At 62.6% G+C, this 21,048-nt stretch carries 19 protein-coding genes; 16 read left to right on the top strand and 3 right to left on the bottom strand.

Annotation, left to right across the window (positions count from 1 at the left end):
- Positions 1-100: 100 nt before the first annotated feature.
- The 3 genes from DEM27_RS15295 (at position 101) to exoR (ending at position 2,691) form a co-directional block, all read left to right on the top strand.
- On the top strand, positions 101-1,252 hold the full coding sequence (locus DEM27_RS15295) for an OmpP1/FadL family transporter (protein ID WP_109459121.1): 1,152 nt from the start codon (positions 101-103) through the stop codon (positions 1,250-1,252).
- A 339-nt stretch (positions 1,253-1,591) separates the two neighbouring features.
- Positions 1,592-1,900, top strand: coding sequence for a hypothetical protein (locus DEM27_RS33600; RefSeq protein WP_128755511.1), 309 nt, complete (start codon positions 1,592-1,594; stop codon positions 1,898-1,900).
- Entirely contained in the window at positions 1,894-2,691 is a 798-nt protein-coding gene (gene exoR, locus DEM27_RS15290; RefSeq protein WP_109459120.1) for an exopolysaccharide production regulator ExoR, read from the top strand. Before DEM27_RS33600 ends, exoR begins: the two co-directional genes overlap by 7 nt.
- A 15-nt stretch (positions 2,692-2,706) precedes the next feature.
- Here exoR and xth read toward each other — a convergent pair whose 3' ends face one another.
- Entirely contained in the window at positions 2,707-3,492 is a 786-nt protein-coding gene (gene xth / locus DEM27_RS15285) for an exodeoxyribonuclease III (RefSeq protein WP_109459119.1), read from the bottom strand.
- Positions 3,493-3,614: 122 nt separating this feature from the next.
- The gene (gene erpA, locus DEM27_RS15280; RefSeq protein ID WP_109459118.1) at positions 3,615-3,947 is read right to left on the bottom strand and encodes an iron-sulfur cluster insertion protein ErpA; all 333 of its coding nucleotides are present in this window, start codon (positions 3,945-3,947) and stop codon (positions 3,615-3,617) included.
- Between the two features lie 220 nt (positions 3,948-4,167).
- On the opposite strand from erpA, the gene DEM27_RS15275 reads away from it, so the two are divergent.
- The 13 genes from DEM27_RS15275 to DEM27_RS15215 all read left to right on the top strand — a co-directional run bounded on the left by DEM27_RS15275 (position 4,168) and on the right by DEM27_RS15215 (position 19,906).
- Complete coding sequence (locus DEM27_RS15275; protein WP_109459117.1) at positions 4,168-5,385, top strand: deoxyguanosinetriphosphate triphosphohydrolase; 1,218 nt, start codon at positions 4,168-4,170, stop codon at positions 5,383-5,385.
- Positions 5,386-5,450: 65 nt separating this feature from the next.
- A complete protein-coding gene (gene argS / locus DEM27_RS15270; protein ID WP_109459116.1) occupies positions 5,451-7,211 on the top strand; it encodes an arginine--tRNA ligase in 1,761 nt (586 codons plus the stop codon).
- Between the two features lie 60 nt (positions 7,212-7,271).
- Positions 7,272-10,634 (top strand): SPOR domain-containing protein, encoded by a 3,363-nt coding sequence (locus tag DEM27_RS15265; RefSeq protein ID WP_109459115.1) that lies wholly within the window; start codon positions 7,272-7,274, stop codon positions 10,632-10,634.
- 92 nt (positions 10,635-10,726) lie between these two features.
- A complete protein-coding gene (gene nagZ, locus DEM27_RS15260; RefSeq protein WP_109459114.1) occupies positions 10,727-11,740 on the top strand; it encodes a beta-N-acetylhexosaminidase in 1,014 nt (337 codons plus the stop codon).
- 84 nt (positions 11,741-11,824) lie between these two features.
- Positions 11,825-12,622: a segregation and condensation protein A gene (locus DEM27_RS15255; RefSeq protein ID WP_420028828.1), complete on the top strand. Its 798-nt coding sequence runs from the start codon at positions 11,825-11,827 to the stop codon at positions 12,620-12,622.
- Positions 12,623-12,724: 102 nt separating this feature from the next.
- Positions 12,725-13,354, top strand: coding sequence for an SMC-Scp complex subunit ScpB (scpB, locus tag DEM27_RS15250; RefSeq protein WP_245445881.1), 630 nt, complete (start codon positions 12,725-12,727; stop codon positions 13,352-13,354).
- Between the two features lie 253 nt (positions 13,355-13,607).
- Entirely contained in the window at positions 13,608-13,802 is a 195-nt protein-coding gene (locus DEM27_RS15245) for a twin-arginine translocase TatA/TatE family subunit (protein WP_109459111.1), read from the top strand.
- Positions 13,803-13,856: 54 nt separating this feature from the next.
- The gene (gene tatB / locus DEM27_RS15240; RefSeq protein WP_109459110.1) at positions 13,857-14,462 is read left to right on the top strand and encodes a Sec-independent protein translocase protein TatB; all 606 of its coding nucleotides are present in this window, start codon (positions 13,857-13,859) and stop codon (positions 14,460-14,462) included.
- Complete coding sequence (gene tatC / locus DEM27_RS15235; protein ID WP_109459109.1) at positions 14,459-15,283, top strand: twin-arginine translocase subunit TatC; 825 nt, start codon at positions 14,459-14,461, stop codon at positions 15,281-15,283. Before tatB ends, tatC begins: the two co-directional genes overlap by 4 nt.
- 115 nt (positions 15,284-15,398) lie before the next feature.
- Entirely contained in the window at positions 15,399-16,679 is a 1,281-nt protein-coding gene (gene serS, locus DEM27_RS15230; RefSeq protein ID WP_109459108.1) for a serine--tRNA ligase, read from the top strand.
- Positions 16,680-16,698: 19 nt separating this feature from the next.
- Positions 16,699-17,472 carry a 5'/3'-nucleotidase SurE gene (gene surE, locus DEM27_RS15225; RefSeq protein WP_109459107.1) on the top strand — a complete coding sequence of 258 codons (774 nt, stop codon included), beginning with the start codon at positions 16,699-16,701 and terminating at the stop codon, positions 17,470-17,472.
- Complete coding sequence (locus tag DEM27_RS15220) at positions 17,469-18,122, top strand: protein-L-isoaspartate(D-aspartate) O-methyltransferase (protein WP_109459106.1); 654 nt, start codon at positions 17,469-17,471, stop codon at positions 18,120-18,122. Before surE ends, DEM27_RS15220 begins: the two co-directional genes overlap by 4 nt.
- 170 nt (positions 18,123-18,292) lie before the next feature.
- Positions 18,293-19,906, top strand: a complete 1,614-nt coding sequence (locus tag DEM27_RS15215) for a peptidoglycan DD-metalloendopeptidase family protein (RefSeq protein ID WP_109459105.1) — start codon at positions 18,293-18,295, stop codon at positions 19,904-19,906.
- A 75-nt stretch (positions 19,907-19,981) separates the two neighbouring features.
- On the opposite strand, the gene DEM27_RS15210 is transcribed toward DEM27_RS15215, so the two are convergent.
- Positions 19,982-20,848 carry an ATP-binding protein gene (locus DEM27_RS15210; protein ID WP_109459104.1) on the bottom strand — a complete coding sequence of 289 codons (867 nt, stop codon included), beginning with the start codon at positions 20,846-20,848 and terminating at the stop codon, positions 19,982-19,984.
- Between the last annotated feature and the right edge of the window lie 200 nt (positions 20,849-21,048).

The following is a 21,048-nucleotide window of genomic DNA, read 5'->3' as shown; positions in this document are numbered from 1 at the left end:
GGCGGGATGGTCACGGCGGCGCGGCCGGCGGCTGGTTGCACGGGCCGACGATCTCTTTAGGGTCGCTGTTAATACGCATTTGCATGAGTGGGGGATACAAATGGCATCGAACGCTTTTCTCAGGGGCGCTCTCGTGGTGCTGGTCTCAGGGGCATCCGTGCCGGCATTGGCCGGCGGCTTTTCGCGTGGCACGGCGGATACCGATATTCTGTACGAAGACGCGTCGGTGGCCGTGCGCAGCGGTGTGACTTATGTCGCGCCTTCCAGCCGATACGACACCATCGCCGGCGCGCCGGCCCATGACAGCCCTTTCTCCAACAATTATTTTGTCCCGAGCTTTGCCGCGAAGATCCGCCTCTACGATTCCTTCTCCTGCGCCGCGACCTACGCGCAGCCCTTCGGCGCCTCCGCGACGTTTGGCGACCAGGCGCAGGCGGCCGATCTAGCGGCAACCCGGAATGCGACGATCAACTCGAAATTCCTGACGCATGAATATGGCGCGACCTGTGCCGGCAAATTTGCGGCGGGCAGGGGCAATGCCTACCTGATCGGCGGCGTGTTCCTGCAGACCTTCGATTACGACGAGCCGACCACGCTCGGCAAGCTGCACCTCGAAGACGACAGCGCGTTCGGCTACCGACTGGGTGCGGCTTACGAAATTCCCGAATATGCTTTCCGGGCGCAGGTGCTCTATCGTTCCGAAGTGGAGCATAAGGGCGATGGCTATTTCGCCGTTTCGGATATCGGCGCGGCCTTCTTCCGCCTGCCGCCCGGCTTCACGGCGCCGGTCACCGGCGGCGGCAGCCTGCCGAAATCCCTGGAGGTCAGCCTTGAAACCGGTATCGCCGAGGGCTGGCTGGCTTATGGTTCGGTCAAATGGATGGACTGGAGCGTCCTGCCGCAGCTGAACTACACCATCGCCGGCATCGGTCCGCAGCAGAAGAACTTCAACTTCCGCGACGGCTGGACCATCGAGGGCGGCATCGCCCATGCCTTTACCGACCGCGTCGCGGGCACGATCGGCCTCACCTGGGACCGCGGCGTCGGCACCGGCGCGGACCTGATGAGCGACACCTGGACCGTCAGCACCGGAACGCAGATCAAGGCCGGTCCGGGTGCCTTTCGCGTTGGCGCCGGGCTGTCCTACATGACCGGCACCACCCAGAGCCTCGCCAAGGGCGGTTCGTTCGACGCGACGTCGGATGGCAATTGGGCGGTCGGCGTGACGACCTCCTATCTCGTCAAGTTCTGATTTTGTTTTTTGCACGCGCGCCGCTGGTTTTCCGGTTTCGATCTTCAAGAGGCCGTCGCAGGCGCGCGGCTGCTTTTTTCAATTGTGATGATTCCGCAACACTTTTTTTGAAGAGTTTCGCTATGGTGGCTGCGGGCCAAATCTGTCCATTTCCCGCCACAAACTGGGCGCAGCGGTAAACGGCAGAACAACCGGAATGGGCGCATATCAAAACAGATGAACGAATGTGGTTTCGACCAGCGCTGGGGAAATGACAGGGGCGAATCCTTCGCCTTTTGGCCATTTGCCGCAGCCTCTTCGACCCTTTTCGCTCACATGGCAGCCTTTTCGGATACAGGCATGACGCAGCAGCAGGACAGTTTATTCGTCGCCGACAGGAGGGCCCGGTTTGCCGGCCCCAGTCTCGCCGGAAATGCGCGTTATCGTCATAAAAACAAGGAACCGGCGGCACGCAGCCTGGCTGCGGCTGGCGAAAGAACGACAACCAAGGTGGGAGGAAATCCCGTCGCTGCCGGCCGTCGCGTGACGCGCCGTGGCGTGGGCTTTTCCCTTTCGGCCTTGCGGATATACACCCGACGGCCAGGTGATGCGTGTATCGGCATCATCGCGGCGTTGCGGGAAGCGAAAGAAACTGCACCGCTATGCTGACTTCTGAGTATCGATCCGTAAAAGCATTTCTTCTTGGTCTTTCGCTGACGCTGGCCAGCGGCGTCGGCGGACACGCTTTCGCCTTTGACATCAAGGCGGGCGTCACCAAGGACTCGGGTCCTTTCGACCTGTTCAAATTCGGCTTCAAGGCCTACAAGAACGGTCAGAAGGAAGAAGCCGTCGAAGCTTACCGTTATGCCGCAGAGAAGGGGCACACCGGATCGCGCTGGGCGCTCGCCAACATGTACGCCGATGGCGATGGCGTTACCCAGAACGATTTCGAGGCCTTCAAGATCTATAGCGAGATCGCCAGCCAGGGCGTGGAGCCGGGCTCCGAGGATACCGGTTTCTTCGTCAACGCGCTGCTGTCGCTGGCCACCTACTATCAGCATGGCATTCCCGGCAGCCCGGTGAAGGTCGATCTGTCGCAGGCGCGCCAGCTTTATTTCCAGGCGGCATCCGCTTTCGGTGTCGCGGAGGCGCAGTTCCAGCTTGCAAAGATGATCCTGAACGGCGAGGGCGGCAAGGCCAACGTCCAGCAGGCGAAGAAATGGCTGAACGCGGCGCGCAAGAACGGCCATGCCGGCGCCATGGCCGTCTTCGGCAACATTCTCTTCCAGGAGGGCCAGTCGGCCCGTGGCCTCGCCTTCATGACGGCGGCGCTCGACAAGTGTCACCCGCAGGACTGCGGCTGGATGCAGTCCCTGCAGGAAGAAGCCTTCTCCATCGCCAATGAAGAAGACCGGCGCGTTGCGATTGCCCGCGCCCAGAGCGTCGAGATGGGCGACTGAGGCTGATCGCCAGCCTCAGAAATCGAAGATGCCGATCACCGGCACGTGGTCGGACGGTTTTTCCCAGGCCCGCACATGTTTTTCGATCGCCGTCGAGCGCAACTTGATGGCGGCTTCCGGCGATAGCATCAGATGGTCGATGCGGATGCCGTTGTTCTTCTGCCAGGCGCCGGCCTGGTAATCCCAGAATGTATAAAGTTTCGTGGCGTCCGTGGTCGCCCTGACGGCATCGGTCAGTCCGATGTTTTCGAAACGCCGGAAGGCCTGCCGGGTCTGCGGCAGGAAAAGCGCATCGCCGGCCCAGACACGCGGATCGTGGCAGTCATGCGGCTCGGGAATGACGTTGTAGTCGCCGGCGAGAATCAGCGGTTCCTCCAGCGTCAGGCGCTGCTCGGCGAAATGCTGCAGTCGTTCCATCCAGGCGAGCTTGTAGGGGTATTTCACCGGATCGTCCGGCGGATTGCCGTTCGGCAGGTAGAGCGAGACGACGCGGACGACGCCGCCATTGACGGAAAAGACGCCTTCGATGAAACGCGACTGCTCGTCGAGATTATCGCCCGGCAGGCCGCGATTGACCTCATCGGGGCGGATCTTCGATAGCAGGGCGACGCCGTTGAAGCCCTTCTGGCCGTGGGTCTCGACATGGTAGCCGAGCTCCTCGATTTCCATGCGCGGAAAGGATTCGTCGACGGATTTGATTTCCTGCAGGCAGGCGATGTCGGGATTGGAGGCCTTCAACCAGTCCCGGAGGTTGTCGATACGGGCTTTGACGCCGTTGATGTTCCAGGTGGCGATTTTCATGCTGGCCTCTTCATGTCGGGTAAAACCCTTTTAGCCGATGGCGCGGCTTTTGCCAGCATGCATGCAACAAAAGGGCCGGGACAATCGCCCCGGCCGCATGCAAAATCGATCGATGGCCGATGTCAGATGGAGAAGCTCGTCCCGCATCCGCAACTGGCGACGGCGTTCGGGTTGTTGATCTGGAACGACTGGCCGAGGAGATTGTCGACGAAGTCGATTTCCGAGCCGAGCATGTAGATCAGCGACAGCTTGTCGATCAGCACGGTCGCGTCCCCCTTCTCGACGACGACATCGTCGTCCTCCTGGGCATCGACGAGATCGAACTTGTAGGAAAATCCGGAACAGCCACCACCTTCGACGGAGACGCGCATCGCGGTCTTGCCGGCTTCGGAGCTGAGGATCTTGGCGATTCGTTTTGCCGCGGAATCGGAAAGCGTGACGGTGTCTGGGTTCATTTTCTGCCTCCTGCCGGGGTCAAGTTCCGGAGAGATAATAGATCCAACTTCGCTATGGTATGCTTAAACCACTGAACTATAATGATTCCGCTTCGAAAGACACCGGCGTTTGCCCGTAAGTGCCCTGTCGCGCGGATGGCGTGGTTTGCTGGCATACCGGTCTATAGGTATGAATGCGCAATGCGGACGTCAATGGCTTGGCGCCGGGACAGGAAAGACGATGACGATCGACAGGCATGCACTGGGCTTCGGAAGTGGCGAACGGGCAATCTATGCCGCGGACCCCTGGACGACGCGAGGGCGACTTTATCCTGAATCGTCGAGCCCGACCCGGTCGGAATTCCAGCGCGACCGGGACCGCATCGTCCATACTACGGCCTTCCGGCGGCTGAAGCACAAGACGCAGGTTTTCATCGGCCCGGACGGCGACCATTACCGCACGCGGCTGACGCATACGATCGAGGTGGCGCAGATCGCCCGCGCCCTGGCGCGTGCCCTGAAGCTGGACGAGGATCTCGCCGAAGGCGTGGCGCTCGTGCACGATTTTGGCCACACGCCCTTCGGCCATACCGGCGAGGATGCGCTCCACGAGGTTCTCGAACGGTTCGGAGGCTTCGACCACAATGCCCAGTCGCTGCGCATCGTCACCAAGCTCGAGCGCCGGTATGCCGAATTCGACGGCCTGAACCTGACCTGGGAGACGCTGGAGGGCCTGGTCAAGCACAATGGTCCGTTGCTGACGCCGGACGGCGAGGGCACCCGTGGCCCTGTGCCGCAGCCGATCCTCGATTATTGCGAGATCCATGATCTGGAGCTGCGCAGCTTCGCCAGCCTCGAAGCCCAGGTGGCGGCGATTGCCGACGATATCGCCTACAACACCCACGATATCGACGACGGGCTGCGCTCCGGTTACCTGACCTTCGAGATGCTGGAAGACATTCCTTTCCTGGCCGGCCTGATGCGCGAAGTCCGCGACCGCTATCCGCACCTGGAGGCAAGCCGTTTTACCCACGAGATCATGCGCCGCCAGATCACCCGCATGGTCGAGGACGTGATCAGCGTTTCGCAGGAGCGGCTGCGCGAACTGCGGCCGCAGAGCGCCACCGACATCCGCCGGGCCGACCGGGTCATCGCCACCTTTTCCGAAAGCATGGCGGAAACCGACCGGCTGATCAAGGCGATGCTGTTCAAGCGCATCTACCGCCACCCGGAGATCATGCGCATCCGCGCCAGCGCCGCCGCCATCGTCACCGACCTGTTCCATGCCTACATGGCCGACCCCGGCTTGATGCAGGGGCATTATTGGGTGGACTGCATTCCGCAGCTTGGCGAAGCGGCGCGGGCGCGCCATGTCGGCGATTATCTCGCCGGCATGACCGACACCTATGCGTTGAAGACTCACGGCCGGTTGTTTGACCATACACCCGATTTGCGCTAGGCAGCGGGCACGACAGGCGCGCCGGTTTTCGGCGACCTGCGTTCTTTTTTCCCGTGGATGACGCTATGAACCTTTTCACCGATTTCGAGAACAGAATTAAAAACGCCCTTGAAGCGATTGATATCGTCAAGGAAAAGCGATCGGATCTCGATTTCGGACGCATTACGGTCGAAGCGCCGCGCGATGCGAGCCATGGTGACGTCGCCACCAATGCGGCGATGGTGCTGGCGAAGCCGCTCGGCACCAACCCGCGGGCACTCGCCGAAATCATTGCCGACAGGTTGAAGGAGGACGGCGACGTCTCCGAGGTTTCGGTGGCCGGTCCCGGCTTCATCAACATCCGCCTCGGCGTCGGCTACTGGCAGCGTGTCCTGTCGGCGATGATCGCCAGCGGTCTCGATTACGGTCGCTCGACGGTCGGCAACGGCCACAAGGTCAATGTCGAATATGTCTCGGCCAATCCGACCGGGCCGATGCATGTCGGGCACTGCCGCGGTGCGGTCGTCGGCGATGCGCTGGCGAACCTGCTGGCTTTCGCCGGCTACGGTGTCGTCAAGGAATATTACATCAACGATGCCGGTTCGCAGGTCGACGTGCTCGCTCGCTCGGTGTTCCTGCGGTATCGGGAGGCATTGGGCGAGAACATCGGCGAGATCCCGTCCGGCCTGTATCCCGGCGATTATCTCGTGCCGGTCGGCAAGGCATTGGCCGAAGAGTTCGGCACGAAGCTGCGCGGCATGGCCGAAGACGACTGGATGCCGCTGGTCAAGGACCGGACGATAACCGCAATGATGGCCATGATCCGCGAGGACCTGAAGGCGCTGAACGTCGAGCACGATGTCTTCTTCTCCGAACGCACGCTGCATGCCAACGGCGCGACCCCGATCCGCACCGCGATCAACGACCTGACCTTCAAGGGCCACGTCTACAAGGGCGTGCTCCCGCCGCCGAAGGGACAACTGCCGGAGGATTGGGAGGACCGCGAGCAGACGCTGTTCCGCTCCACCGAAGTCGGCGACGATATCGACCGGCCGCTGATCAAGTCGGACGGCAGCTACACCTATTTCGCCGCCGACGTCGCCTACTTCAAGGACAAGTACGACCGCGGTTTCAGCGAGATGATCTATGTGCTCGGCGCCGACCATGGCGGTTACGTCAAGCGGTTGGAGGCCGTCGCGCGGGCGATTTCCGAAGGCAAGTCGAAGCTCACCGTCCTGCTGTGCCAGCTCGTCAAGCTCTACCGCAACGGTGAGCCGGTGAAGATGTCCAAACGTTCGGGTGACTTCGTCACGTTGCGTGAGGTGGTCGACGAGGTCGGCCGCGATGCGGTGCGGTTCATGATGCTCTATCGCAAGAGCTCCGAGCCGCTCGACTTCGATTTCGCCAAGGTGACCGAGCAGTCGAAGGACAATCCCGTCTTCTACGTGCAGTATGCGCATGCCCGCTGCTCGTCGATCTTCCGCCAGGCGAAGGAAGCCTTCCCCGATCTCGATCTTCAATCGATCGATTTCGCCGGTGCCGTCGCCGGCAAGATCACCGATGCCAACGAGTTGCAGCTTGTCGCCAAGCTCGCCGAATATCCGCGCGTCGTCGAGGCTGCGGCCAACGCCCAGGAGCCGCACCGCATCGCTTTTTACCTCTACGATCTGGCCAGCTCCTTCCATGCGCACTGGAATAAAGGTAAGGATTCTCCGGAATTACGATTTGTTAACGATAAGAACAGAGAATTGAGCATTGCCAGACTTGGGTTGGTGAGTGCCGTCGCTTCGGTTCTGAAGTCCGGTCTTGGTATAACCGGGACTGCTGCACCGGAAGAAATGCGTTAGACGTCACCATTTCCCCACAATGCGCTGGCAATCAGTTTTTGTCGGTGGTGAGTGGAGCGTATGGCAGAAAAACAATTCGCGCGTAGCGGGGGCAATAGCCTGGAGTTCTTTGCGGAGGATGATCCGCTCGCAGAACTCGCCCGTATCGTTGGCTTCGAGCCGAAGCCGGTTGCTGCAAACGACCAGAAGCGCGATTCGCGCGTCACCGCCGTCCCGTCGCCCGTGGCGGCGGTGACGGAAGCGGCGCCGGAGCGGGCGGTTGAACAACCCCAGCATCCGCTCTTCAACCTCGAGGATGAACTGACCCGTGAATTCGAGCGTTACGAGGCTCCCCGCCGGGAGCCCGTGGCCGTTGCCGGCGAGGCATATGTCGCCGTGGACGAACGGCAGGCGACGGTCGAAGATGTTGCGCCGGAGCCGGTCGTAACCGAAGCCGCCGAGGCGGTTGCCGAGAGCGTGTCTCCGGCTGTTTACGAGGCCGTTGCACGGACGGAACCCGTTTTCGAGGCGCCGGAATCTCATTCTTTCGAAAGCAGCCCTGACGGCGATCTGGTCGACGACAGCGAATTCGCGTCGATGTTTGCCGATGCCGAGCCGTTCGATGCACCGGAGCCGGTGGCGGTTTCTGCCGCGCCGATTGCTGCCGTCGCGGCTGAAGTCGCTGTTGTCAGCGACCATGCCCAGGCTTTCGAGCAGCCGGCCGTCATTTCCGATATCCGCGATGAAAATCCGCAGGACACGGATTTTTCGTGGCCCGCCAGCGATGCTCCGCCGGTATTTGTGACCGAAGAGCCGGTGACCTCGGCCGTCGAACCGGCTTTTTCGCGGGCCGAGCCGGTCGATCCGGTTTTCGACAGCGCCGACGAGCATTTCGATCTCACCCAGGAACTGGAAATGGCGATCGAGAGTGCGGTCCCGACGATCGAACCCGAGCCCGCATTCCAGGTTAAGGCGCAATCGCGGCCCCATCTTCCTGTGACCAATTTCAGCGTTCAGCGCAGCAATTATCGCGCCGAGCCGCGCCTGGATTCGCGTCCGTCGGGTGTCGACGAAGCTGCCGGCGGCGATGCCCTGGACATGATGGCGGCGGAGATGCCCACCGTCGAGTTCGACAGGCTCGCCGACGAAGCGCCGGCGCACGTCGTTGCCGAACCGGATTTTACCGGGGCGATCGAGCCGGCGTTCGACCAACCCGGTTCTTCCGCAGACCCGGCATTTGATTTTGCCTTTGATTCCGATCTGGCGGCTGAGCGCGCGCCGCAGGACAATTGGGCAGCATCGCCGACCACGGAAGCCGTCGAGGTGCCGCAAATAGCTTCGGCAAGGCGTGCCGAGCCGTTCGATGCTGACGACCTGCTGGCCGATGTCGCCCGTTACCCCGTTCCCAACCAGCGCCTTTCGCCGTTGTTCGGCAGCGAGGATCGGGCCGAGGCCAGGAGTGCCGACAAGCGGGACCAGTCCGAAGAGAGCCGGCCCGAACCGGTCGCCACCCTGCGCGCGCCGGAAACGGACAATTTTTCGGTTTCGGAAAAGCGGGCCGAGCCGGCTTTCGACGATCCGTTCTCCGACCAGAAATTCGATTTCGATTTTGATGACATCGATTTCGATCTCGCCGATCTGAGTTTTGACGATCCGGAGCCGTTGGCGCCGGCCGTGCAGGCGCCTGCCCAAGAGGTCAAGCCCGTCGCCGAAATCAGGCAGCCGGAAACCCGCAGCCGCGCGGCCGAACCGGCCATACCGTTCCGGGTGACTACCAAGATCACCGATCTGTCCGAGACGCCGATGCGGCAGCCGGTGGCCCGCCGTGCCGAGCCGCGTATCGAGCCGGAGAGTGAAACCGTCCTGCCGTTCGATCCTTCGCAGATTGCCGATGCGGACGATATTCCCGAAGCGATCGCGGATATGGATGTGCCCTCGCTGCCGGTCGTCGAACCGGAGGAGAAGGTCGTTCACCCGCCGGAATACGACATCGATATCGATGCCGAGATGGCCAATCTGTTCCAGCCGATCGGCCATGCGCCGGCGGTGTCGGCAAAGAGCGTTCCGGTCAATGACGGCGGTTTTGCCAATCCGGCCTGGGCCGCCGCCCCCAACGACGCCAACCCGGACCCGGTCAAGGCGTCGTTCGACGAATTCGACGAATTCGAGCGGGCTCTGGAAGAGGATTTCCGCCGAACGATGACACAGCCGGCCGAAGACGATGCCGGTGTTGCCAAGATGACGCTGGGACCGAATGGCGGTTATGTCGAGCGCGGTCCGCGCCGCGGCCTGTCACGCGGTCTGGTTCTCAGCCTGGCTCTGCTGCTGGTCTGCGGCACGGCGGTCGGCGCCGGCGCCTATCTTTACCTGTCGGGTGGCGGTGAAACGTCGACGGCCACGACCGGGCCGCGCGTCATCGTTGCCGACAAGGAACCGATCAAGGTCGTTCCGGAGAACCGCGGCGGCGTGACCGTTCCCAACCAAGACAAGGCGGTCTACGACCGCGTCGCCGGCAATGTCACGGCAGATCCGAAGCAGGACTCGCTGCTTTCCTCCAAGGAGGAGCCGATCGATGTGGTGCAGCGGACGCTGATCCCGGAAACATTGCCGCTGGAAGGCGCCGAGGATAGCGACGACGTGAACCCGACGCCCGTCGGTGAAACCGAGGATGCCCGGCTTCTCGGCAACGAGACGGCCACGGACACGACTGCCGAGACGGACGCGACGGCCGGCGTTTCGCCGCGCAAGGTGCGGACGATGATCGTCAAGTCGGACGGCACGTTGGTGCCGCGCGAGACGATCGCGGAAGAGACGACCACCGCGGCTGCGACCGAAACCGCCGAACGCTCCGTTCTGGCCGAACCGACCGGGACCACCCGCAGCGCCGATCTCAATCTCGACAAAATCAAGCCGGTCACGCAGACGCCGGTCGAGACGACGCAGGGCGCCGCTGCGACAGCCGGCCAGGAAGATGCTGCCACCGATAGCCTGGCCGATCCGCCGGTGCGGGTGGTGAAGACCACCAAGGTCGAAGACACGAAGGTCGACGACAAGGCGCCGATCCCGGAAAGCCGTCCGGTGGATCAGCCGGTCAACATCGTCGGCACGGTGACCGATCAGGGCAACCTGCGCGATACGACGAAAGAAGCCGCCGCCGCAACCGATACCGGCAAGCAGACGCAGGTCGCCAGCCTGCAGCCCGGTTCCTATGTGATGCAGATCGCCTCGCTGCCTTCCGAAGCGGAAGCGAAGAAATCCTATGCCAGCCTGTCGTCGAAGTTCGGCAGCGTCATTGGTGGCCGCGGCGTCGATATCAAGAAGGTCGAGGTGGCGGGCAAGGGCACGTTCTACCGTGTCCGCATTCCGGTCGGCTCGAAGGACGATGCGGCGGCGCTCTGCGTCAAATATCGCGCCGCTGGCGGTACCTGCCTGATCTCGAAGTAACCATCGGCGCATTGCAACAAGACGAACGGCGGGCTGGCCCGCCGTTCCTGTTTGTAGAGACCGTCCCGATTTCCATTCCGCAGAGTAGAAAAATGAGCCAATCGAAAGCCATGATTCTCGGCTGCAGCGGCCTGACGCTGACGCCGGACGAAATCGCCTTCTATCGTGACGAGCAGCCCTGGGGCTTCATCCTGTTCGGGCGCAATGTTTCCGAAGCGGCGCAGATCACCGACCTTGTCGCCGCCCTGCGCGACAGCGTCGGCAGCGACGCGCCGGTGCTGATCGACCAGGAGGGCGGTCGCGTCCAGCGTATCCGTCCGCCAGTCGTGCCGCATTATCCCTCCGGGCAGGCGCTGGGCGACCTTTACCGGCAGGACAGGGACGCGGGCCTGCGCGCCGCCTGGCTGATGTCGCGCCTGCATGCCTTCGATCTCCTGCGTTTCGGCATCAACGTCGATTGCCTGCCGGTGCTCGACGTGCCCGTCGAGGGCAGCAGCAACGTCATCGGCAACCGCGCCTACGGTTTCGAGCCGGTGACGGTGACGGAGATGGGGCAGGCGGCTTCCGAAGGGTTGAAGGCCGGCGGCGTCCTGCCGGTGATGAAACACATGCCCGGCCATGGCCGTGGCATGGCCGATTCGCACCATGAACTGCCTGTCGTCGGTGCGAGCCGGGCGGAACTGGAAGCGCATGATTTCGCGCCCTTCGTGGCGCTGAAGGACGAGTTGATGGCGATGACCTGCCATGTCGTCTATACCGCCATCGACCCCGACCATCCGGCGACCACCTCCAGGATCGTCATCGACGAGATCATCCGCGGCCATATCGGCTTCCGGGGGCTGCTGATGTCGGACGACACCTCGATGAACGCGCTGAAAGGCACGATCGGCGAACGGGCCGCCAATATTGTCGCCGGCGGCTGCGATATTGTCTTGCATTGCAACGGCGCGATGGATGAAATGAGGCAGGTCGTCGCCAACGTCCCGCCGTTGGCGGGCGCGTCGCTTGCGCGGGCCAAGGCAGTGGAAGCGGCATTCGGAAACACCGACGGGCTGGACGAGACGGCAGTCCGGGCCGAATTCGAGGCGCTCTTCGCGATAGTTTGACGGCTGGAGTTTGAACGGCCGGATGTTCGGGAGTTCTGCGGCGTGAGTAAGAAGAGAGGCAAGGAGCGGGCAGCCGGTGCGCCGATGGACAGCCTCTGGCAGGAGGGGGCGGCCGAACGCGCCACCGGTGAGCAGGGGCTGGTGATCGATGTCGCCGGTTTCGAAGGCCCGCTCGACCTGCTGCTGCATCTCGCCCGCAACCAGCGGGTCGACCTGTCGCGCATTTCCGTGCTGGCGCTGGCCGAACAATATCTGCAGTACGTCGAAAGCGCCCGGCGGATCCGCATCGAGCTTGCCGCCGACTACCTGGTCATGGCCGCCTGGCTCGCCTATCTCAAGTCGCGGTTGCTGATCCCGCAGCAGGCGAAAGACGATGGTCCGTCCGGCGAAGAAATGGCCGCGACACTCGCCTTCCGCTTGAAGCGGCTGGAGGCGATGCGCAACGCCGCCACGCAGCTGGTGAACCGCAGCCGGCTGGGCCGCGACGTTTTTCCGCGCGGAGCGCCGGAGCATATCCCGGATATGCGGCAATCGGCCTACGAGGCCAATCTCTACGACCTGCTGACGGCCTATGCCGCCTTGCGCCAGCGTCACGCCGTCACGGCGGTGACCATCGAGAAACGGCAGGTTTGGTCGCTTGCCGAGGCCCGCGATATCTTGTCGCGGATGATCGGCGAGACGGACGGCTGGATGGCCCTCGACCATTACCTCCTGCGCTATCTTTCTTCGCCCCGCGACCGCGCCACGGCGATCGCCTCCGCTTTCGCCGCATCGCTGGAAATGGTGCGCGAGGGGGAACTGGAGATCCGCCAGGACGGCGCATTCGAACCGCTCTACATGCGCCGCGGCCAGAAGCGCGATAGCGGCGCGGAACGGGAGTGAGGCGTGAGCGATCTGGGTGAGGACACCACCGGCCTTGCGCCGCCCGAGGCGGAAGAGCAAGAGGCCAATGCCGCGGAGCGCCATGCGGCTGAGGCGGAGCGCATCGCCGAAGCCCTGATTTTTGCCTCGGCGCAGCCCGTTTCCGAAAGTTTCATTGCCGAAAGGGTCGCCAAGGGCGTCGATATCAGGGCGATCCTGGGCCGGCTAAAGGCTTTTTATGCCTTGCGGGGCGTCAATCTCGTCCAGGTGGGCGATTATTGGGCGTTTCGCACCGCCCCGGATCTGTCCTTCTTCATCCGGGCCGACGACACCGAGTTTCGCAAGCTTTCCCGGGCGGCGCTGGAGGTTTTGGCGATCATCGCCTATCACCAGCCGGTGACGCGGGCGGAAATCGAGGATATTCGCGGCGTCCAGACCTCGCGGGGCACGCTGGACGTGCTGATGGAGGCTGGCTGGGTACGGTTTCGCGGCCGGCGGCGGACGCCGGGGCGGCCGGTCACCCTCGGCACGACCCGCGATTTCCTCGATCATTTCGGCCTCGAGGACGTGCGTGACCTGCCGGGTCTCGAAGAGCTCAAGGGGGCAGGGCTGCTTTCCGGTCGCATCCCGCCGGGCTTCAACATTCCCGTGCCCCTGACGCAGGATGATTTTGCCGAGGACGAGGATCCGATCACGCAGATGGATCTCGAAGAGCTTGGCCTGTTGCCTCCGGGCGGGCCGGGGGACGAATAGCTTTCCGTCTTTGCCGCTTGTTCCATGGACACAATACTGGCCGATATCGTTGCTAGGATGGGATCTGACGGGGTAGAACCGCGCAGGACAGAGCGTTACCGTAAAGACGTCGGCGCGCGACCGTATCCGTGACGAGATATCCACCGCGTTTACGCATTCCGGCCGGCGCATTAAGGCTGCGGGCATTTGGTGTTTGAAAAAAATGTGTAAACGTCTTACATCGATACGACGTGAAAACAGGGAGTAACGAGTTATGGGTTCTTTCAGCATGTGGCACTGGCTGATCGTTCTGGCGATCGTCCTGCTATTGTTCGGCCGCGGCAAGATTCCGGAGCTGATGGGCGATGTCGCCAAGGGCATCAAGAACTTCAAGAAGGGCATGACCGACGAAGAAGCTCGCGATCAAGCGAAGACGGTCGATCACAAGGCTGATGAAAGCAAGTCGTAACGCCCGGTCTGGCGCGGCTGCTGATCAGCCGCAATGACTTCTGGAGCCTGAGTGATGTTGGATGTTGGCTGGACCGAGCTTCTGGTCATAGCGGTCGTTCTGATCGTTGTGGTCGGTCCCAAAGATTTGCCGCCGATGCTGCGCGCGTTCGGCAAGATGACGACACGATTGCGGGCGATGGCGGGCGAATTCCGCTCGCAGTTCGACGAAGCCTTGAAAGAGGCGGAACTCGACGATGTCCGCAAGACCATCGGGGATGCGCAGAAGCTCAACCCGATGAATAGCATCCGCGATGCTATCAATCCTCTGCGCCAGACAGCCAACGAGATCAAGGCCGACCTTCAGCGCGCCGCGACCGTCGAAACGCCGGCTGTTTCGGAAACGAAGGCGACAGCGACAGCGACAGCGGCGGCGGAAGCCGCTTCCGGGACTGTGACATTGCCGGACATCGATACGGCGCTGGCGCAGCCCCCGGTCGTTTCTCCTGCATCCACCGTCGATACCGCAGCTGCTTCCGCATCTGCCGCTGCTGCGGCGGACAATGGTCCGGCTACGGCGATATCGATTGATGTCGCTTCGACCGACAAGCCTGCCGCCGCGGGAACTTCGCCGGTGTCCGAGCCGGCCGTTGCGGCAGACAAGAAGGACGGAGCGGCATGACCAACGATATCGACGACAAGCCGCAGCCGCTGATCGAACATCTCGTCGAGTTGCGCCGACGGTTGATCTGGGCGTTGGGGGCCTTTTTCATCGCCTTCATCGTCTGTTTCGCCTTCGCCAAGCAGCTCTTCAACTATCTGGTCATTCCCTACAAATGGGCGGTGATCTGGGCAGGGCTCGATGTTGCCAAATCGGAACTGATCTACACCGCGCCGCAGGAATTCTTCTTCACCCAGGTGAAGGTAGCGATGTTCGGCGCCATGGTGATCGCTTTCCCGGTGATCGCGGCGCAGATCTACAAGTTCGTGGCACCCGGCCTCTACAAGAACGAGCGGGCGGCGTTCCTGCCGTTCCTGATCGCCTCGCCGCTGCTTTTCCTTCTCGGCGGCGCGCTCGTCTACTTCTTCTTCACGCCGATGGTGATGTGGTTCTTCCTCGCCATGCAGCAGGCGCCGGCTGAGGGCGAGGTGGCGATCTCGCTGATGCCGAAGGTGTCGGAATATCTGAGCCTGATCATGACGCTGGTGTTTTCCTTCGGCCTGGTCTTCCAGTTGCCGGTGGTGACCACGCTTCTCGCCCGCGTCGGTTTCGTCACCGCCGACGGGCTGGCCGGAAAACGCAAATACGCGATCGTCATCGCCTTCATCGTCGCGGCCGTTTTGACGCCGCCCGATCCGATGTCCCAGATCGGCCTTGCACTGCCGGCCATCCTTCTCTACGAGATTTCCATCTATGCGGCGCGAGTCATCGAGCGCAACCGGGCCCGTGAGGTCGCCGGTGACGACCGATCCTCCGACGTTGTCAACGCCGGCGACGCCTGACGCCGGCTCATGCCGTTGTCGCACCGCCGGTGCTTCTGATGACGGCGGTTTCGCCGGCACAGGGTCTGGTCACACCTCGGTCCGGTATGCGTGAATTCAACGACCCGGGACGACGATGCACGATATTAAATGGATCCGCGACAATGCCGAGGCTTTTGACGCCGCGCTGAAGAAGCGCGGCGCGGATGCGCAATCGGAGAGCCTGATCGCGCTGGACGAAAAACGTCGCGCCGTGATCCAGCGCCTGCAGGACATGCAGGCCCGCCGCAATACGGCCTCCAAGGAAATCGGCGCGGCCATGGCGCAGAAGAATTCCGAACTGGCCGAAAAGCTCAAGGCCGAAGTGGCCGAGATGAAGACCTCGCTGCCGGCGGCGGAGGAAGAGGAACGGCTGATCAGCGCCGAGTTGACCGACGTCCTGTCGCGCCTTCCCAACATCCCGCTCGACGATGTCCCGGTCGGCAAGGACGAGCACGACAACGTCGTCAAACATGTCATCGGTCAGAAGCCGGGCTGGAACCATCCGGCCAAGGAACATTACGAAATCGGCGAAGCTCTGGGCTTCATGGATTTCGACCGCGCGGCCAAGCTTTCGGGTGCCCGGTTCACGGTTCTGACCGGTCCGCTGGCGCGTCTCGAACGGGCACTCGGCCAGTTCATGCTCGACCTGCACACGCGCGAGCACGGTTATACCGAGGTCAGTTCGCCGCTGATGGTGCGCGACGAAGCCATGTACGGCACCGGCCAACTGCCGAAATTTTCCGAAGATCTGTTCAAGACCACGGATGGCCGCTGGCTGATCCCTACCGCCGAGGTGACGCTGACCAACCTCGTATCCGGCGAAATCCTCGAACAGGACAAGCTGCCGCTGCGCTTTACGGCACTGACGCCGTCCTTCCGTTCGGAGGCCGGTTCGGCCGGTCGCGATACGCGCGGCATGCTGCGCCAGCACCAGTTCTGGAAATGCGAACTCGTGTCGATCACCGACGCGGAAAGCTCGATTGCCGAACATGAACGCATGACGGAATGCGCCGAAAAGGTGCTGAAGCTGCTTGGCCTGCATTTCCGCACCATGACGCTGTGCACCGGCGACATGGGTTTTGGCGCCCGCAAGACCTACGATATCGAAGTGTGGCTGCCGGGGCAGGATACCTACCGGGAAATCTCCTCCTGCTCGGTTTGCGGCGACTTCCAGGCGCGGCGCATGAATGCCCGCTACCGCGGCAAGGACGACAAGGCCACGAAGTTCGTGCACACGCTGAACGGCTCCGGCATCGCCGTCGGCCGGGCGCTGATCGCGGTCATGGAAAACTATCAGAACGAGGACGGCTCCGTCTCGGTGCCGGATGTGCTGCTGCCCTATATGGGCGGACTGACGAAGATCGAACGGGCCTGAACGCGGCGACGAGGACACGATGCGGATTCTGCTGACGAATGACGACGGCATCCATGCCGAGGGCCTGGCGGTGCTGGAGCGCATCGCCCGGACCATTTCCGACGATGTCTGGATCGTCGCGCCGGAGACCGACCAGAGCGGGCTTGCCCATTCGCTGACGCTCTCCGAACCGCTGCGGTTGCGAAAAATCTCCGACAAGCATTATGCGCTGCGGGGAACGCCGACCGATTGCGTCATCATGGCGCTGCGCGAAGTGCTCGGCGGCAAGCCGGACCTCATTCTCTCGGGTGTGAATTCCGGCTCCAACCTCGCCGACGACGTCACCTATTCGGGCACCATCGCCGCGGCGATCGAAGGCACGCTGCAGGGCGTCCGTTCGATCGCGCTCAGCCAGGCGGCGATCTATGCCGATGGCCGCCGTATCGTGCCGTGGGAGATTGCCGAGACCTTTGCCCCAAAACTGCTGGGCCAGGTCATGGATACGGAATTGCCCGACGGCACCTTCCTCAACCTGAACTTCCCCAACTGCAAGCCGGAGGAGATCCAGGGCATTGCCGTGACATCGCAGGGCAAGACCGATTTCGCCCTGACGGTGGAAGAGCGCGCCGACGGCCGGGGTTTCCCCTATTACTGGCTGCGTTTCGGTGAGCGGGTCGGCAATTTCCGCGATGGCACGGACGTGGCTGCGGTGAAGAACAACAAGATCTCGGTGACGCCGCTCAAGCTCGACCTGACGGACTACGCCGTTCAGGACCGGCTTGCCGAGGCGCTTGGTTCCGGAGTTGCGGGGTGACGGCGCGAGTCGCAGAACGGGAGGGTTTTGCCGCCCTGGTGCTGCGGCTGCGTGCCGAAGGCATTTCGGATATCGATCTGTTGACGGCGGTCGAGCAGACGCCGCGCTCGCAGTTCGTGCCGCCGGAGTTTGCCGGCAGCGCCTATTCCAGCCGGACGCTGCCGATCCCCTGCGGCTCGTTCATGGAGGGCGCCGACATGGCGGTGCGCCTGCTCGACCGGCTCAAGCTGAAGCCGGGCCATCGTGTTCTGGAAGTGGGAACGGGCAGCGGTTTTACCGCCGCCGTCATGGGCCGCATCGTCGAACGGGTCCTGAGCATCGATCGCTACAAGACGCTGGTCAACGACGCGCAGCAGCGCCTGGATGCCTTGTCGCTGCGCAACGTCATCGTCCGCCAGGCGGATGGCAGCGTTGGCCTGCAGGGCGAGGGAACCTTCGACCGCATCCTGGTTACCACCGCCTTTCCTGCCATGCCGCGCTTCTATGTCGAACAGCTCGTTTCCGGCGGATCGATGATCGCGCCGCTGATAGCATCGGAAGACAGCTGTCGTATGGTGCGGCTGACGCGTGTCGGCAGCCGTTTCGAGCGCGACGACCTGTTCGAGGTCCCTTATATGCCGATCGTCCCCAAACTCGCCTCGATCTTGTGAGAAAACTGCCGCAAGTACCGGGATTTCGAGGCGTTTTAGCAATCCTCCAGATTGCGCATGGTTATCAATTTGTCAAAACAGGGCGTTTCGACCGGCGCTCTTAACTGCGTGGTAACACTAACGCGCTTTAATAAGACCTGTATCAGTCGCGTATTGAGTAGGTCGTTTTCATGCGTCACAGTGTATCGCCGAGTATCGGAAAGTCTGCCATACGTGTTCTTGCCGCGGCATTGCTGGCCAGCGCGGTCAGTGGTTGCAGTTCCGATGTTTCGCGTTTCGGCGGACTGTTTTCCAAGTCCGACAACATCACGACGAACTCGATTCCGCGTCGTCCCATTACCGGTTTGAATGGCGAAGCTCCGATCCCGTCCCAGGATGTGGCGCAGGGCGTCAATACGCGGCGCGAGCCGCTGTCGACACGCGACGAGGCACTGAACCAGCCGTTCCCCGAAAAACGCCAGGTTTCCTACGATCCGATCAGCACGGCCACGGCAAACGGTTCCGGTGCGCGCATGGCGACGACCCCCGTCGAGGTCCAGCGCTCCGAGCTTGCCGATCCGACCGTCGGCAAAACCACCAAGTCCGAACGCGACGTGGCGCTGGCGCAGCCGTTTCCCACCTCGAAGAAGGATACGACGGAAAAGACCACGCCCGATCCGCTGACGACCGGCACGACATCCAGGGGCGGCTGGACCACCTTCAATGCACCCAGCGTCAAGCTGAAGCCGGGCGAGTCCGTCGCGACCCTGTCGAAGCGGTACGGTGTACCGGAGAAGGAAATTCTGCAGGCGAACGGCCTGAAGAATGCGTCCGCCGTCGTTCCCGGTCAGAAGATCGTCATTCCGACCTATGGCAAGCCGCGCAGCGTTGCCAAGGAAACGGCGGAGACCGCGGACCTTGCCTCCGACAAGAAGATCCCCATTCCGGAAAAGACGCCGGACCAGGTTGCCGTGCTGCCGACCACGTCGTCGAGCCGCGACAAGTCCCAGACAACCGCCGACGCCGCGAACGGCAAGCTGACGCCGGCCGATGGCGGCAAGAAGAAGGGCGACAAGGCGGCAACTGCCGCAACGGACGCCTATGTCGTCAAGCCCGGCGACTCGCTCGCCAAGATCGCCAAGGCGACCGGCGTTTCCGTTCAGGAACTCAAGGCCGCAAACGGCATGAACACCGCGTCGCTGCGCATCGGCCAGACGCTGAAGGTTCCGGCCGGCACCGGCAATGCCGACGACGTCAAGACCGCGTCGATCCCGACCGGCAAGGAGACGAAGAAAGGCGACACCAAGAAGGTGGAGACCGCCTCGACCGGCAAACAGCCCGAGGAATACAAGGCCCCGATCTCGAAGCAGACCGTCGCCGACGTCGAGAAGAAGAGCGACGTCACCGAGGCTGCACCCGAGACGACCGGCATCGGCAAGTATCGCTGGCCGGTGCGCGGTGCGGTGGTCGCCGGTTACGGCGCCAATGTCGAGGGCAACCGCAACGACGGTATCGATATCTCCGTTCCGGAGGGCACACCGATCAAGGCCGCCGAAAACGGCGTGGTCATCTATGCCGGCAACGGCCTGAAGGAACTCGGCAACACCGTCCTGGTCCGCCATGACGACGGCACGGTGACCGTCTACGGCCATGCCGACGCGCTCAACGTCGCACGCGGCCAGAAGGTGACGCGCGGTCAGGAACTGGCGACCTCGGGCATGAGCGGCAACGCCAAGTCGCCGAAGGTGCATTTCGAGGTCCGCAAGAACGCCACGCCGGTCAACCCGATGACGTTCCTCGAATAGGACCGGCTTTCGGTTCGCATTTTACAGGATACTCAAACCCCGTCATGATGGCGGGGTTTGTCGTTTCACATTCGTTCAGCCGATCCGGACACGCATGCGCCCGGCAAGATCCTGGATATACTGCCAGGCAACGCGGCCCGAGCGGCCGCCGCGGGTGGTCGCCCATTCCAGCGCTTCGGCCTTCAGCTTTTCCGGATCCATGTCGAGGTTGAAGTGGGCGGCATAACCGTCGATCATCTTGAGGTAGTCGTCCTGGCTGCATTTGTGGAAGCCGAGCCAGAGGCCGAAGCGATCCGACAGCGACACCTTTTCCTCCACCGCTTCCGACGGGTTGATCGCGGTCGATTGCTCGTTTTCCATCATGTGGCGTGGCAGCAGGTGGCGACGGTTGGAGGTGGCGTAGAACAGAACGTTGTCCGGCCGGCCCTCAACGCCGCCATCCAGCGCCGCCTTCAGCGACTTGTAGGCCGTATCGTCGTGATCGAAGGACAGGTCGTCGCAGAAGACGATGACGCGGTGATCGACGCCCTTCAGCATGTCGAGCAGCACAGGCAGGCTGGAAATGTCCTCGCGATGCACTTCGACCAGTTTTAGCGATACGCCGCTTTCGCGCCTGACATCCTCGTGCACCGCCTTGACCAGCGAAGACTTGCCCATGCCGCGGGCGCCCCAGAGCAGCACGTTGTTGGCGGGGAAACCTTCGGCGAACCGGCTGGTGTTCTCGTGCAGGATATCGCGGACATGGTCGACGCCGCGGATCAGCGACAGGGCGACACGATTGGGGCGCGCAATCGGCTGCAAATGCTGGCGCGTCGGCGCCCAGACGAAGCAATCGGCGACCGCCCAGTCATTTTCGACCGCCGCCGGCCCTGCAAGCCGCTCGACGGCATCGGTGAGACGGCGGATTTCAGCGATCAGAGCGTCGTACTTCTTTTGGCCCATGGTGCTCTTCCTTCGATATTTACCGTTTCCCCGGGGCTTATCCCGGCAATTCGCAGCCGGGTAGCATGGCGTTTGCGGGTCGAAAAGGTTAAGAGGCGGGAAATCGGTACTGTCGCCGGCTGTTTTTGTTGCATTCGCCCGGTGCGCAACTATATTCCGGCCACCCGACGAAAGATGGCCCAGAGCCCGGTCGTTCCAGA

It is taken from the genome of Rhizobium album (assembly GCF_003122325.1).
Taxonomy (GTDB): Bacteria; Pseudomonadota; Alphaproteobacteria; order Rhizobiales; family Rhizobiaceae; genus Metarhizobium; species Metarhizobium album.
Note: the sequence above shows the minus strand (reverse complement) of the source record. Positions and strands in the feature narration are given on the sequence as shown.